Below are 14,207 nucleotides of genomic sequence, written 5' to 3'. Positions count from 1 at the left end.
ATTTTATAGTTTTTTTGGGAGAGGTTAATGAGGAAATAGGTTTTTTCCAATACAGTGATGGAGGTTTTTTTCATGAAAAAGCCATTGAATGGCGAGAGACCTTTTGATGAAGGTTTTTATGGCCCGAACCTTGGCTATGTCATCGAGTTATATGAAAATTATTTACAAAACCCAGAATCAGTAGATCCAGATATGAGAGCCTATTTTGATGCAACAGGCTCACCAATTGATGTAAAAACGAGCGCTCCAAAAGTTGAAGCTAGCGGCTCATACACATCAGCTATTCAATTAGAAAAAACACTGGCTGTTATTCGTTTGGCAGATAATATTCGATCTTACGGCCACCGAGCTGCTGATATATATCCATTAAAAGATTATAACCCTGAAAAAAATCTTTTTGAGCTTTCACAGTACGGTTTAACAGAGGAGGATCTTCGTTCACTTCCTGCAGGTATAATCTGTAAGGATGCTCCTATTCCTCTAAAAACTTGCTATGATGCAATTGAATACTTAAAAAGTGTATACACGGAAACGATCGCTTATGAATTTCATCATGTATACGATGAAAACGAAAAAGACTGGCTTCGCAAAAAAGTTGAAACAAGCAGTCTAAAACCTAAATTAAAAACTGAAGAAAAAGCTAAAATTCTAAAGAGACTTACTGAAGTTGAGGAATTTGAAAAATTCATTCACCGAACATTTGTAGGACAAAAGAGATTTTCCATTGAAGGATTGGACACTTTAGTTCCATTACTTGATGAAATTGTCTCTGAATCCGTATCAAATGGGACAAAGACAATCAATATTGGTATGGCTCACCGTGGACGTCTAAATGTCCTTGCCCATGTACTTGGGAAGCCTTATGAAATGATTTTTGCTGAATTTCAGCATGCTCCTAATAAAGAGCTAGTTCCTTCAGAAGGTTCAATTGGCATTAGTTATGGCTGGACAGGGGATGTAAAATACCATTTAGGATTAGATAAAAAAATTAAAGATGAAAACACAACCATTGCTCGTCTTACTCTAGCGAATAATCCAAGTCATTTAGAATTTGTTGGCCCTGTTGTTGAAGGATATACACGTGCTGCTCAGGATAATCGTTCAGAAAAAGGTTATCCAGAAGTTGATTTTAGTTCTGCGCTTTCAATCATTATCCATGGAGACGCTGCATTTCCAGGTCAAGGAGTTGTGGCAGAAACTCTTAATCTGGGACAGCTAACAGGCTATAATACTGGCGGCTCCATTCATATTATTTCGAACAATACGATTGGGTTTACAACTGAATCACGTGATTCACGATCAACCAGGTATTCAAGTGACCTAGCAAAAGGGTATGAAATTCCCATATTGCATGTGAATGCAGATGATCCGGAAGCTTGTTTCGCTGCCGCAAGATTGGCTTGTGAATATAGAGAAAAATTTCAAAAGGACTTCTTAATTGATCTTATCGGATATCGTCGTTTTGGTCATAATGAAATGGATGAGCCAATGACAACGAATCCTTTGATGTATAAAATCATTCATAGCCATTCAACAGTGAAGGAACTATATAGTCAAAAGCTATTAAGTGAATCATCTGTTACAAAGGAAACAGTTGTACAATTGGAAGAAGACATCATTGCTAAGCTAAAAGCTGCCTATGAAAAGGTTCCTGATAAGAAAATTGAAATCGAATCAATGAATATTCCAGAATATGTTGAAAAAGGTCTGCCGAAATTAAATACTGCAGTCCCAATTGATTTATTAAAAGAGATTAACCAACAATTATTGGCATTCCCAGAAAATTTTTCTGTTTTCAATAAGCTTGATAAAATATTGAAGAGAAGACTGGACGCGCTAGATGGTGAAGGAAAAATCGACTGGGGACATGCTGAAACATTGGCATTTGCATCTATTCTAAAGGATGGAACACCGATTCGTTTGACAGGTCAGGACTCGGAGAGGGGAACTTTTGCCCATCGAAATATCGTTTTGCATGATAATGAAACTGGAAAATCATTTTCTCCGCTTCATTTATTACCATCAGCGAAAGGATCATTTGCGATTCATAATAGCCCACTATCTGAAACATCTGTTCTCGGATTTGAATATGGCTATAATGTTTTTGCACCTGAAACATTAGTGCTATGGGAAGCACAATTTGGAGATTTTGCCAACTCTACTCAAGTCATATTTGATCAGTTTATCGCTGCTGGACGTGCAAAATGGGGGCAAAAATCTGGACTTGTTATGCTGCTGCCACATGGCTATGAAGGACAAGGACCAGAACATTCAAGTGCCAGATTAGAGAGATTTTTATCATTAGCTGCAGAAAATAACTGGACCGTCGCCAACTTAACATCATCTGCTCAATATTTTCATATTCTACGCAGACAGGCTGCCATTTTGAATCGTGAAGAGGTGCGACCACTAGTCATTATGTCGCCAAAAAGTTTATTACGTCATCCTCTTGTTGCTTCAAGTGGCGTTCAATTAAGTGAAGGAGAATTCCAGCCTGTTATTGAGCAGCCATTGCTTGGTGAGAATATTGAAAAAGTAACACGGATTGTTTTGGCAAGTGGAAAAATGGCCATTGATTTAGCAGATAGTCTAAAAAATATTGAAAATAAAGACTGGTTCCATATTATAAGAGTAGAAGAAATTTATCCATTCCCGATGAATACCATTGAAGACATAATTAACCGTTATCCAAACTTGAAGGAAGTCGTATGGGTACAGGAAGAACCAAAAAATATGGGTGCATGGTTCTTTGTTGAGCCGAGATTAAAAGCAATTACAAAAGATGGCGTTGATGTAAATTATGCAGGAAGACGTCGCCGTTCTAGCCCTTCAGAGGGGGACCCAGTTATTCATAAGATAGAACAGGCCCGCATTATTGAAGAAGCATTAACGCGTAAACATGAAGGAGGAAAATAAGGTGGCAGAAATTAAAGTACCTGAGCTTGCAGAATCGATTACAGAAGGAACAATTGCACAATGGTTAAAGAAACCAGGTGAATTTGTTAATAAAGGTGATTATGTAGTTGAATTAGAGACAGATAAAGTAAATGTTGAAATTATCTCTGATTTTTCAGGAGTATTAAAAGAAGTTAGATTCCAAGAAGGAGATAATGTCAATGTAGGCGAAACAATCGCTGTAGTTGATGAAAACGGTGAAGCGACTGGAGCTTCTGCTCAAGCTGAACCAGTACAAGAAGAAAAAGTGCAAACTCCTGTTGAAACTGTGAAACATTCTGAGAAAAACGCAGCACTTCAAGCAGAAAACAACGAAACACAACGCACAATTGCTTCACCAGCTGCTAGAAAAATGGCACGAGAAAAGGGTATTGATTTAACACAAATTCCAACCGTTGATCCGCTTGGAAGAGTTCGTGCCCAAGATGTATCTTCCTTTAACCCGCAGCAGAAATCGGTACCAGCACCAGCACCGAAAGCTGCAGTACAGCAAGAATCTGGCAAGCCAGTAGAGCGCATTCGTATGACGCGCCGCCGCCAAACAATCGCTAACCGTCTTGTTGAAGTTCAGCATACTGCTGCAATGCTTACTACTTTTAACGAGGTCGATATGACGAATGTCATGAATCTTCGCAAAAAGCGCAAAGATAAATTCCTAGAAGAAAACGATGTAAAATTAGGCTTTATGTCCTTTTTTACAAAAGCCGTTGTTGCAGCATTAAAGAAAAACCCGCTGCTTAATGCTGAGATTCAAGGTGACGAAATTATTTTGAAAAAGTATTATGATATTGGTGTTGCCGTTTCCACAAATGAAGGCCTTGTTGTCCCTGTTGTTCGAGATGCAGACCGCAAAAACTTTGCAGAAATTGAAAAAGATATTATGGATCTTGCAGGAAAAGCAAGAAATAACAAGTTATCACTTCAAGACCTTCAAGGTGGTTCATTTACAATTACAAATGGAGGCACATTCGGATCATTACTTTCAACACCGATTCTCAATGGGCCGCAAGTAGGAATCTTAGGTATGCATGCGATTAATCTTCGTCCTGTTGCTATTGATGCGGAAAGAATGGAGAATCGTCCAATGATGTATATTGCTCTTTCTTACGATCACAGGATCGTCGATGGAAAAGAAGCAGTAACCTTCCTTAAACGAGTAAAAGAATTAATTGAAGACCCTGAATCATTATTATTTGAGGCTTAATTAATAGTACAGCTACTTATTAAAGTTTCTCATCAAATGTATATTTAACCTTAGAAAGACTGCACTTCCAATTGTCAGTTGTGTCTAACAATTGGGGTGCAGTTCATTATTAAAAAGGCATTTATAATAAATAATGTTGTCATGTAACAAGTTCGATTCAGAAAGTGCTGTAAGTTTTGAATTTACAAAAGGATAAGCCCTCTTATTTTGAAAGAAGATTAATCAAAATAAGAGGGCTATTTTTTTTGTATCATTCATTTAAATAAAATAGTTTGATAATAACTTAATACAAGCTTTGAATTAGCAGCATTTCTATTATCTTTTAATACTTAAAACATCAGAAATTTTTACCCTCTCAATCTGTTTTTCACTTTTACAAATCTACATTAAGTGCTCATGAATAGGTTAGCAAACTCGTGTTTTTTTGATGTAACAATTTCTATATATAGAAAAATTTAGTAATTTCTTATAGAATGAATTAAGGGAGAAACAAGTTAACCTTTTTTAAAGGAGGGAGGGGTCGTTTGAAATTGAATAAAAAGAAAGAGAAAAAAAAGTCACATATTCCATTCCGCTTAAACCTTTTATTTTTGATAGTGTTTATATCGTTTTCTGTATTGATTCTTCGATTAGGTGTTGTTCAAATTGTGTATGGAGACGATTATAAACGGGAGATTGAACGAACAGAGGATGTAACCGTCAATAATCCTGTACCAAGGGGAAAGATGTATGATCGGACAGGAAAGGTGATCGTTGATAACATTCCGCAAAATGCTATTACCTATACAAAGAACGCAGGAGTTAAGCAAGATGATATGCTTAAAGTAGCAAATAAGCTTGCTGTGCTCATAGAAAAGGATTTGGATAAGGTTCAAGAGGGAGATAAAAGAGATTTCTGGATTATGAAAAATCAGAAACGAGCTGATAAAAAGGTTTCTGAAAAAGAAATTGATAAATTGAAGGAAAATTTTGAGGGAAAAGAATTAGACAAGAAAATTTACCGGTTAAAACGTGATCGCATTACTGAGGAAGAATTGAATGAGCTCACAGCAGAGGATTTAGAAGTTCTTGCTATTTATAGAGAGCTTTCAACTGGATATGCTTTGACACCTCAAATTGTAAAAAATAGAAATGTAACGCCTGAAGAATTTGCAGTTGTAAGCGAAAATCTACAGCTTCTACCTGGCGTTGATACGACAACAGATTGGGAAAGATACTATCCTTTTGATTCAACATTAAAATCTGTTCTTGGGAAAGTGACAGAATCTGAAGAAGGCTTACCCGCAGACATGCTTGATTACTATCTTGCAAGGGATTACAGTCGAAATGATCGGGTAGGAAAGAGCTATATTGAACAGCAATACGAAGAGGTTCTGCACGGCCAAAAAGCGAAAGTTAAAAATGTAACGGATAAAGCTGGCAAGGTTCTTGAAACGATTCCGATCACAGATGGAAAAAGAGGTAGGGATCTTGTACTAAGTATTGACATGGAGTTACAACAAGCAACAGAAAAGATTATTGAAGAAGAGTTAAAGAAAGCAAAAAATATTAGTGGTACTTCATTGCTGGATCGCGCCAATGTTGTAATTATGGATCCACGCACAGGAGAGGTACTTACAATGGCAGGCAGACAAATTGTTAAAGATAAGGAAACAGGCCAAGAAGTAATGCAGGATGATGCACTTGGCAATATTTCAATGGCATATAACGTCGGTTCAGCAGTTAAGGGAGCGACGATCATGACGGGGTATAATACTGGGGCAATCAAGCCAGGTGAAAGATATTTAGACACTCCGATGAAAATTCATCAAACACCTGTAAAAAAGTCATGGAAACCCCTTGGTGTTGTTAATGATCTTGATGCACTAAAAAGGTCCTCGAACGTTTATATGTTTCACATAGCTATTAACATTGGTGATGGTAAATACATTCCTAATGGAACCTTACCATTAAATCTTAAATATGGGTTTAAAACAATGAGAGAATCCTTTGCACAATATGGTCTTGGTGTGAGAACGGAAATTGACCTTCCTAATGAACAAATTGGGTTTAAAGGACCAGCTGAAAACCCAGGTTTACTTCTTGACTTTTCGATCGGACAGTATGATACGTATTCAAATATGCAGCTAGCTCAATATGCTTCTACTATTGCAAATGGCGGCAATCGGATGAAGCCACATATTGTGAAGTCGATTCATGAGCCTTTAATGGAAAATCACGAGATCGGGCCGATTGTACAAGAAATTTCTCCGAAAGTTCTTAACCGTGCAGAAGGGCATGTAGAATGGTTTGAAAGGGTTCAAGAGGGATTCAAAAAAGTTGCACAGGAGCCAGGCGGAACAGCCTATTCTTTTTTTGGAGACAAGGACTATAACCCTGCTGGCAAGACTGGTACTGCCCAAGCATTTTATGATGGACCTGATAAAGAAGAGAAATTCGGCAAAGAGCTTCATGAAGTCATTAATTTAAGCTTTGTTGGCTATGCACCAGCGGATGAGCCGGAAATGGCAATCGCAGTTATTGTACCTTGGGCATATGATTCAGGGAAAGGCCATAATATGAATCTTGAACTTGCGGAAAGAGTTATGGATACTTATTTTGAACTAAAAAAACAGCGTCAAATGGGAAATGAAAGTGCTAAAAATACAGGTGAAATAAATGAAAGAAACGAAGACGGTCTTTGAAGATATAAAAGAAAAGGCAAGAACAGCACTTGAATGTGGAGCAATAGCTACTTTTTTTAAAATAATCTCCATTAAAAAAGCAGCTAAGGAAAAATGTGTCAGTATCCTTAGCTGCTTTCCTTTTTAAGACTTATCATCAGCCTCTTGATTTATTTATTAAAACTACTTTGCTTTTATTGGTTTTAAACCTCTTCTATTAATTTCCGTTTTTAATATCCGAATCCATTCTTTCTCCGAACCAGACTTCAATGCATCACGATAAGAGAAGACCAACTGTTCATTACTCATAATCTTCATTTGCATTACCTCCTGTAGAATTGGAATGAATATTCTTTTGTTCATTCCATTGTAAAGGTTTCCTTCCGTTTTGAAAACAGTAAATTCTAAGAAAAGAAAAAAAAGGACTTTCGAACCTTATAATAGCAGGTAAAAAATGGTTTAATTTATAAAGATTGGGAATTATCTATCTATTGGAGGAGAATCTATGAAATTAGTAAAATCTATAGGTTGCGTACTATTTTTGTTAGCTCTTGTTGCTGGCTGTTCCCAAGAGACAAAAGTGACAAAGGAAGAAGTCAAGCTAGGAGAGAAAGATCAAGAGGATACAAATAAAAATAAGGAAAACGAATCAGAAAATAAAAAACAAGAGGAAGAAAAAACAGAAGCGTATGAGCCTGAAGAAACGTTTGAAGAAATTGCTTTCCAAAATGTTGACTGGTTTTTTGGATCACCTAAATTACAGCCAAAGGGAGGAATTTGGGTATATAATGCTGAAAAGCATCCTGGTGAAATCGAGGAAACATTCGAGTGGGAAACAGAAGATGTATTGTTAGTGCAAATTAATGATCCAAATTATAAAAATCATAAATTGACAATTAAAGGGTTACAAAATGTAGATAATGAAACTGTAAAAATAGTGGCATCATTTAAAGCACTAGAGAATGATGAAGGGAAGACTCCGAGAAGATACATAACGATCGAAAAAAGTTCGCTGGATGGAAAAAAATTTGTTATTGAGGATGAAAAAACAGGTGAAGCAGTAAAACTAAACTAGAGAGCCTACTTGCTCTCTTTTTGTGCTAATTAAAGTAGTCATTCATTCAGATAATTTATATGATAATTAAAAACAAGGCTAATAAAGGAGATTATATATGGATTTACAACTCGATCATGTTGTTCATTTTTTAAGCGATCATCCTAATAAAGCGATTATGGAATGGCAAAAGCTTAGCTACAAAGCAGTGATGGGAGGAAGCCATGAGAGTTGGGGAACATTTAATAGTTTACTGTATACTAGTACCTCTTATATCGAATTTCTTGCAGTTGAAAATCAGACAATTGCTGAGCAATCAGATAATCCTCTTATAAAACAATTGATCACAGATTTAAACAATGGGAATGGGATTGGACAAATTTGTTTTCGAACAAAGGATATAGTCATGCTAAAGGAGCAGCTAAAAAATAAAGGAATAAGTACTTTCCCTATTTTTCCTGGAAGTAGAAAAAGGCATGATGGCTCCATGATTAGATGGAAAATGCTTTTCATTAAAGAAAAAGCTTCGTTACCATTCCCGTTCTTTATCGAGTGGGAGCAAATGGATGAAGATCGTTTCAAGGAGCTTAAGATGCTTGGCATGACTGACAAAAAATTAGAAAATCATTCTGTTAAATCGATATTTATCGCTTGCTATAACGCAATAAAGACGGCAAAGGAATGGACAAGACTATTTGATTTTCCAATGATAAATAAAAATTTAGATGTGAATTTTACTACAAAAAGCATTGTCCTTCAATGTGGCTCCTTAGATTTAGTCTTTTGCGAGACTTTAAGTCAAGAGGGAGTTATTCATGATACATTACAATCACGTGGTGAAAGACCATTTTTTATCCAATTTCAACCGATGTTATTCGATAAGCCAATCTCGTTATTCCATTCGCATTATCAGTGAGTAAGTATTTATTAATCGTGACAAATTGTCACGATTTTTTCTATTAAAATAAAAGTGATTAATACATGAAAATATTGAATATTCAGGATAATATGTTAACATAAAATGTAACGAATTTTTTATCCATCAACTACATATAGCAAGCTTCTTAGGATGGCGTCATATTTTTAAAAGGGGGATAACTATGGCAGATTTACTTCATACGACTGTCGGTAAGCTACTAGAAGATAAAGCAAAGCTTCATCCTGAGCATGAAGCTGTCGTCTATTCAGATAGAGGACTTAGAATGACATATAAAGAATTTGATGACTACTGTAGAAAAGCAGCAAAAGGGTTAATGAAACTTGGGATTGAAAAGGGGGAGCATATTGCTGCGTGGTCAACAAATACCCCTGAGTGGCTTACAAGCCAATTTGCAACTGGGAAAATGGGAGCTGTGCTTGTAACTGTCAATACAAATTACCGCACTTCAGAGCTAGAATATTTGTTAAAACAATCAGATACAACAACTCTTATATTAATGGAGAAGTATAGAGATACTTCCTATATAGACATGCTATATGAAATTGTACCGGAACTAAAAACAAGTGAGCCTGGACATCTAGAGAGTGATAAACTGCCATACTTAAAAAATATCATTGTACTCGGTGATAAACATTTTCCTGGTACTTATAAGTGGTCTGATCTATTAACAATGGGCGAATCTGTTTCTGATGAGCAACTTGATCAAAGAATGAATCAGCTTGATCCAGATGATGTAATCAATATGCAATACACTTCTGGTACAACTGGTTTTCCTAAGGGTGTCATGCTAACTCATAATAATATTGTCAATAATGGCTTCAATATTGCAAACTGTATGAAATTAACAAAAGAGGATCGGTTATGTATTCCTGTACCATTCTTTCACTGTTTTGGCTGTGTTCTTGGTGTTCTCGCCTGTGTATCAGTTGGAGCTACAACTGTTCCTGTTCAGGAATTCAGCCCAAAAGAGGTTTTAAAAACAGTACAAAATGAGAAATGTACGGGTCTGCATGGGGTGCCGACAATGTTCATAGCTGAACTAAATGATTCTGAATTTAGCCAATATGATTTATCTACACTGCGAACAGGGATAATGGCAGGTTCAAATTGCCCAATTGAAGTGATGAAGGCAGTGATTGAACAAATGGGTGCTAGTGATATTACTATTGCATACGGGCAAACAGAATCATCGCCAGTTATCACTCAGACAAAAACAGATGATCCTATTGAACTTAGGGTTGAAACAGTAGGAAAAGCATTGCCGCATGTCGAGGTTAAAATTGTTGAACCCGGTACAAAGATGGAAGTTCCCCGTGGAATACAAGGTGAGCTTTGCACAAGAGGATATCATGTCATGAAGGGATATTATAAAAATCCAGAAGCTACGAAAGAAGCAATAGATGAAGATGGCTGGCTCCATACAGGAGATTTGGCTGTCATGGATGAAAATGGCTACTGTAAAATTACTGGTCGCTTAAAAGATATGATTATTAGAGGCGGAGAAAATATTTATCCTCGCGAAATCGAAGAATTCCTTTATACCCATCCTAGCATCCTTGATGTACAAGTAATTGGAGTTCCTGACGCAGTCTATGGAGAAGAAGTTGTCGCCTGGATTATTTTAAAAGAAGGTGTACAAATTACAAGTGATGAAATTCGTGAATACTGTAAGGGAAAAATATCTCGACATAAAGTTCCAAGATATATCGAATTTATCGATTCTTACCCGATGACAGCATCAGGTAAAATTCAAAAATTCAAATTACGTAATCAAGCTCAGCAATTAATTATTAATTCGCATTCTCATGATTAAACTTAAAGGTTTGCCAATATAAATTAAAAGAATCATCTTGCAGCCACTAATGAAAATTCTTTATACTAAATATATTAAAGAAAAAGGAGTGGCAACTATTGATACACCATAATTGGAATGAAAAACCTTCTTTAAAAAAAGTAAAATGTGTACACACTGATGCGGCTAAATATATTGTAAATAGAGCCTTAACAGCCGGAAAAGAATATGAAGTTAAAAATGAAACAGAAGAATTTTATTTTATCATCGACAATACAGGTAAAGTCGGTGGCTTTTATAAAGATTATTTTCAAGAAGCTTAAATACGTTAAAAGAAAAACTGTCAGCTCATCGTTGACAGTTTTTACTATGCACCTCACCATTTACTCGCCCATCCCATATACTAATTTCTAAGGAATACATAATGAATGGTGGTGTGTGAATGAAACTGAATTATTCCTTAGTTAATAAGCTTTCTGATATCCATGATGAAATCGAAAAAACGTGTATACCTTTTATTAAGGAAAATTCATCAGAATTATTTAGCTTGTCAAATTTAATCGCATACCTTTCATTAAGGAACAATGACCTGAGCAAAATTCAATCAAATCTTTTGCAAGAAGGACTTGCATCTTTTCATGATATCCATCCCCATGTACAATATTCCATACAGAAAATGCTTAATAACCTAAATAAAAAAGATATACAAAAAAAATATTTACTTGATACACATCTTTCAAATCAAATTAATGAAGAACGTGTGAAAAGATTATTCGGATCAAAAATACCATCAATTATGGTCACTTTACATTCATCTATGATTGACAATCCCAAGATTATAAAGGATTTGTTATACCATGGTATGAGTATTGCAAGGATAAATTGTGCACATGATTCCCCGCAAATATGGAAAAAGCTTGTACAACATGTAAGAGACGCAGAAAAGGAGATTGGTCGAGACGAACCTCAGTGTAAAATTCATATGGAATTAGCTGGGCCAAAAATTCGAGTGAAAAAGATTATTGAACCTGAATATACTTCTGCAGTGGATGAAAAACCATATTTCAAAGTAGTTCCTGGAGACTATATTACGATCATTAAAAAAAATCATGCTTTAAATTCAATTACAGACCAAACAAAAGTAATAACAATCAATGTTACAGGTGCATTAACAAATGTTCGGCTAAAAGACAGTATATATTTTCATGATGGGAAAATAGTTGGCGAAATATGCTCAATAACGGATGACTGGGTTAGAATAAAAATTTTATATACAAATAAAAAAATGGCAAAACTTCGAGAAGAACATGGAATTAACCTTCCAGACTCTTTTGTTCACTTTATTTTATCAGCGATTACAGAGGAGGATTTGAAGAATCTTCCCATCATATACGATCTATCAGATAGTATTGGTCTTTCATTTGTACATTTCCCAAGAGACTTAGCAAAGTTTCGAATGCATTTAGACTCCTTACCGCAAAAGAAAATCAGTGTAATTGCAAAAATCGAAACAAAAGAAGCAGTCCAAAATCTTTCAAAAATTATTATTGAAGGCTTAGCGTTTGATTCTTTTGGTATTATGATTGCGAGAGGTGATCTTGCTGTTGAACTCGGATTAAATCAATTGGCCTTCATACAAGAGGAAATTTTAAATCTTTGCCGAGCGGCACATACTCCAATCATTTGGGCAACTGGTGTTCTTGAAAATCAAACAAAAAAAGGAATGCCTTTGCGTTCAGAGATAACTGATGCATATATGGGTTTAAGGGCAGATTGTATCATGTTGAATAAAGGAGAATTTATTATTGAATCAGTCAAAACTTTAAATGAACTTATTCATATGAAGCAATCAAAAACTAGCCGATTAGGAAATAAAACTTTTATCCAGTATGGTTTTTAATGAAATTGAATACATGATAACAGGCATCCCTAAGTCGAATACACGACTTAGAGATGCCTATTTGTTTTTTAGTATTACTTATTATAATGGGTAGGGAAGACTCTCTGTACGGTATTAGTGAATTCATCATAGAAGCCTTCAACCGGTTTTCCATTTCGGATATCATTTGCATAATTCGTCATTCGATCATAGAAATCGGGGTTAACAGATACATAAACATCGTTAATGCTCTTATCAGCAGCCTTAACTTGATCTGCAATTTTACGCTCTACATCACTAGATAACCCCTTATTATTATCCTCAAGACGCGCAGCAACATATGCATTATTATCGGTCACAATCACACTTGCTTGATCCACCTCTGGCAATGACACAATTTTGTCCGCTGCACTATCTGCAACGTCCATCTTCGAGGTTTGATTTACGTCATTATTACGAACTGGAGTTACCCCATTATCTGTTCGCCCATTATTATCAATAAAATCATTGTCATTTGTTAATGGGTTATTAACTCTCGTCGGATCTGTCACATTTGGATTCCTTACTGCTGTATCATTCACATTATTTTTCGCATTATCGTTATTATTAACCCCGCAAGCTGATAGCACTAAGGTTGTTAAAGCTGTAGCCAGCAATGCTTTACTTTTCATGAATAAACCTCCCTTATTGATGAATCATTTATTATAATTCCAAAATAAAAAGAAGGTATTCATTCTTTTTTTTCCAACAAAATAGATTAAACATCAAGTTTGTTGTGATAATAAGACCAGTGTTCTTTACTTTTCAAGAGGGTATAATTGAAGGCTTACTTGTGCTTTTGGACATTTCCTTAATTCGTTTTAGATCATTGAAAAGAGAGCATGGCATTTGCCATACTCCTAAATTTTTCTATTTTTGAATTGTTTGTGGTTGTTTTGATTTTTCCGAAATAGTGGAAGGGTAGAGCTTTCGTCCAATAATTGTTTGAATAGTTAAGAAAATACCACCAACTGTCCAGTAAAGCGGGAGTGCAGCTGGTGCATTTAACGATACCATCACAATCATGATTGGAGATAGTAGCCCCATAAATTTCATTTGCTTTTGCTGCTGAACAGGCATTGTATATTGAGAAACTTTAAATTGAAAATAATAGACAATACCAGCGGCAGCAGTGATCCATATATCTGATTGACCTAAACTAAACCAGAGGAATGAATGGGAAGCTATTTCCTCTGAGCCTCTTATGGCATAATAAAATCCCATTAAGATCGGCATTTGTATAAGAATTGGCAAGCAGCCCATATTAAGAGGGTTAACACCATGTTTCTTATATAAGCCCATCATTTCCTGCTGTAGCTTCTGCTGTTCCTTTTGGTCCTTTGTCGCCTTCAATTTCTTTTGAATGGCGTCCATTTCTGGCTTTATTACATCCATTTTTTCTTTCATATTTCTTTGATTTTTGTATTGCTTTAGCATTAGCGGCATGAGCAGCAGTCTTATTCCAAGTGTAATTATGATAATCGCAATTCCATAATTATCATTAAAAATAGTAGCTACTCCATGTATTAGAGAAGTAAAAGGCTCAACTAAATAATTTTGAAAAAAGCTGTCATTATTTTGACCACTTTGTCCTGAACATGCAGAAAGCAGCAGAGAAACCATTGAAAGCATCATTATCATTAAAAAACTATTCTTTTTTTTCATTTTAGAAACTCCTCCT

12 protein-coding genes are annotated in these 14,207 nt (G+C 35.6%); 9 read left to right on the top strand and 3 right to left on the bottom strand.

Annotated elements, in window-relative coordinates; genetic code table 11:
* Positions 1 to 72 precede the first annotated feature (72 nt).
* The 4 genes from sucA to KHA94_RS05295 all read left to right on the top strand — a co-directional run bounded on the left by sucA (position 73) and on the right by KHA94_RS05295 (position 6,970).
* Positions 73 to 2,916, top strand: a complete 2,844-nt coding sequence (gene sucA, locus KHA94_RS05310; RefSeq protein ID WP_213101043.1) for a 2-oxoglutarate dehydrogenase E1 component — start codon at positions 73 to 75, stop codon at positions 2,914 to 2,916.
* Position 2,917: 1 nt separating this feature from the next.
* The gene (gene odhB, locus KHA94_RS05305) at positions 2,918 to 4,159 is read left to right on the top strand and encodes a 2-oxoglutarate dehydrogenase complex dihydrolipoyllysine-residue succinyltransferase (RefSeq protein ID WP_213101042.1); all 1,242 of its coding nucleotides are present in this window, start codon (positions 2,918 to 2,920) and stop codon (positions 4,157 to 4,159) included.
* Between the two features lie 530 nt (positions 4,160 to 4,689).
* Positions 4,690 to 6,843, top strand: coding sequence for a peptidoglycan D,D-transpeptidase FtsI family protein (locus tag KHA94_RS05300; protein WP_213101310.1), 2,154 nt, complete (start codon positions 4,690 to 4,692; stop codon positions 6,841 to 6,843).
* The gene (locus tag KHA94_RS05295; RefSeq protein ID WP_213101041.1) at positions 6,818 to 6,970 is read left to right on the top strand and encodes a hypothetical protein; all 153 of its coding nucleotides are present in this window, start codon (positions 6,818 to 6,820) and stop codon (positions 6,968 to 6,970) included. The genes KHA94_RS05300 and KHA94_RS05295 overlap by 26 nt, the downstream gene beginning before the upstream one ends.
* A gap of 35 nt (positions 6,971 to 7,005) precedes the next feature.
* Here the strand turns inward: KHA94_RS05295 and sda are convergent, their stop codons facing one another.
* The gene (gene sda, locus KHA94_RS05290) at positions 7,006 to 7,140 is read right to left on the bottom strand and encodes a sporulation histidine kinase inhibitor Sda (protein ID WP_213101040.1); all 135 of its coding nucleotides are present in this window, start codon (positions 7,138 to 7,140) and stop codon (positions 7,006 to 7,008) included.
* A gap of 187 nt (positions 7,141 to 7,327) precedes the next feature.
* Between sda and KHA94_RS05285 the strand changes: the two genes are divergently transcribed.
* The 5 genes from KHA94_RS05285 (at position 7,328) to KHA94_RS05265 (ending at position 12,508) form a co-directional block, all read left to right on the top strand.
* A complete protein-coding gene (locus KHA94_RS05285; protein WP_213101039.1) occupies positions 7,328 to 7,897 on the top strand; it encodes a hypothetical protein in 570 nt (189 codons plus the stop codon).
* Positions 7,898 to 7,994: 97 nt separating this feature from the next.
* A complete protein-coding gene (locus KHA94_RS05280) occupies positions 7,995 to 8,792 on the top strand; it encodes a VOC family protein (RefSeq protein WP_213101038.1) in 798 nt (265 codons plus the stop codon).
* Between the two features lie 178 nt (positions 8,793 to 8,970).
* On the top strand, positions 8,971 to 10,629 hold the full coding sequence (locus KHA94_RS05275) for an AMP-binding protein (protein ID WP_338030705.1): 1,659 nt from the start codon (positions 8,971 to 8,973) through the stop codon (positions 10,627 to 10,629).
* A 98-nt stretch (positions 10,630 to 10,727) separates the two neighbouring features.
* Positions 10,728 to 10,931 (top strand): DUF6501 family protein, encoded by a 204-nt coding sequence (locus KHA94_RS05270; protein WP_057770592.1) that lies wholly within the window; start codon positions 10,728 to 10,730, stop codon positions 10,929 to 10,931.
* A 119-nt stretch (positions 10,932 to 11,050) separates the two neighbouring features.
* A complete protein-coding gene (locus KHA94_RS05265) occupies positions 11,051 to 12,508 on the top strand; it encodes a pyruvate kinase (protein WP_213101036.1) in 1,458 nt (485 codons plus the stop codon).
* 74 nt (positions 12,509 to 12,582) lie between these two features.
* Here the strand turns inward: KHA94_RS05265 and KHA94_RS05260 are convergent, their stop codons facing one another.
* Both KHA94_RS05260 and yidC read right to left on the bottom strand, forming a co-directional pair.
* On the bottom strand, positions 12,583 to 13,158 hold the full coding sequence (locus KHA94_RS05260; protein ID WP_213101035.1) for a YhcN/YlaJ family sporulation lipoprotein: 576 nt from the start codon (positions 13,156 to 13,158) through the stop codon (positions 12,583 to 12,585).
* A 238-nt stretch (positions 13,159 to 13,396) separates the two neighbouring features.
* Positions 13,397 to 14,191 carry a membrane protein insertase YidC gene (gene yidC / locus KHA94_RS05255; RefSeq protein WP_213101034.1) on the bottom strand — a complete coding sequence of 265 codons (795 nt, stop codon included), beginning with the start codon at positions 14,189 to 14,191 and terminating at the stop codon, positions 13,397 to 13,399.
* Positions 14,192 to 14,207 lie beyond the last annotated feature (16 nt).

Origin of the sequence: Cytobacillus citreus, from assembly GCF_018343665.1 — a bacterium.
Taxonomy (GTDB): domain Bacteria; phylum Bacillota; class Bacilli; order Bacillales; family Cytobacillaceae; genus Cytobacillus; species Cytobacillus citreus.
The sequence above is the reverse complement of the archived record's forward strand: the minus strand, read 5'-3'. Positions and strand labels throughout refer to the sequence as shown.

Bases quoted from the DNA above. Each gene is read 5' to 3' on its own strand.
- sucA (WP_213101043.1), top strand. From the start codon at position 73: ATGAAAAAGCCATTGAATGGCGAGAGACCTTTTGATGAAGGTTTTTAT.
- KHA94_RS05295 (WP_213101041.1), top strand. From the start codon at position 6,818: ATGAAAGAAACGAAGACGGTCTTTGAAGATATAAAAGAAAAGGCAAGA.
- sda (WP_213101040.1), bottom strand. From the start codon at position 7,140: ATGAAGATTATGAGTAATGAACAGTTGGTCTTCTCTTATCGTGATGCA.
- KHA94_RS05285 (WP_213101039.1), top strand. From the start codon at position 7,328: ATGAAATTAGTAAAATCTATAGGTTGCGTACTATTTTTGTTAGCTCTT.
- KHA94_RS05280 (WP_213101038.1), top strand. From the start codon at position 7,995: ATGGATTTACAACTCGATCATGTTGTTCATTTTTTAAGCGATCATCCT.
- KHA94_RS05265 (WP_213101036.1), top strand. From the start codon at position 11,051: ATGAAACTGAATTATTCCTTAGTTAATAAGCTTTCTGATATCCATGAT.
- KHA94_RS05260 (WP_213101035.1), bottom strand. From the start codon at position 13,158: ATGAAAAGTAAAGCATTGCTGGCTACAGCTTTAACAACCTTAGTGCTA.
- yidC (WP_213101034.1), bottom strand. From the start codon at position 14,191: ATGAAAAAAAAGAATAGTTTTTTAATGATAATGATGCTTTCAATGGTT.